Source organism: Vallitalea sediminicola, from assembly GCF_054408565.1.
Map to the genome: position 1 here is coordinate 1 of NZ_BTPT01000337.1, position 218 is coordinate 218.

Here is a 218-nt window from a genome sequence, read left to right on the forward strand (position 1 = left end):
CCTTGCTGTAGTTTCATCAAACACTCTATCTATGACATCCATTTTATAACCCTTTTCCTCTATGGTATCCTTAAAATCCATTTGATTATCAAAAATATTGTCATGAGTATCAATTAACTCTTTTATATCTGAAGCTGACAATTTTTTATCTCGTCTATCAAGTGATGATATTTTTATTAATCTAGCTTCTATATAATCTTGTTTCTTATAATCTGGAT

At 28.0% G+C, this 218-nt stretch carries 1 protein-coding gene; it reads right to left on the bottom strand.

The window, feature by feature from the left end; translation table 11 throughout:
- Window positions 1-218, bottom strand: a 218-nt coding sequence (locus ACX6CF_RS26970) for a hypothetical protein (protein ID WP_458788459.1), incomplete at both ends; no start/stop codon positions are given.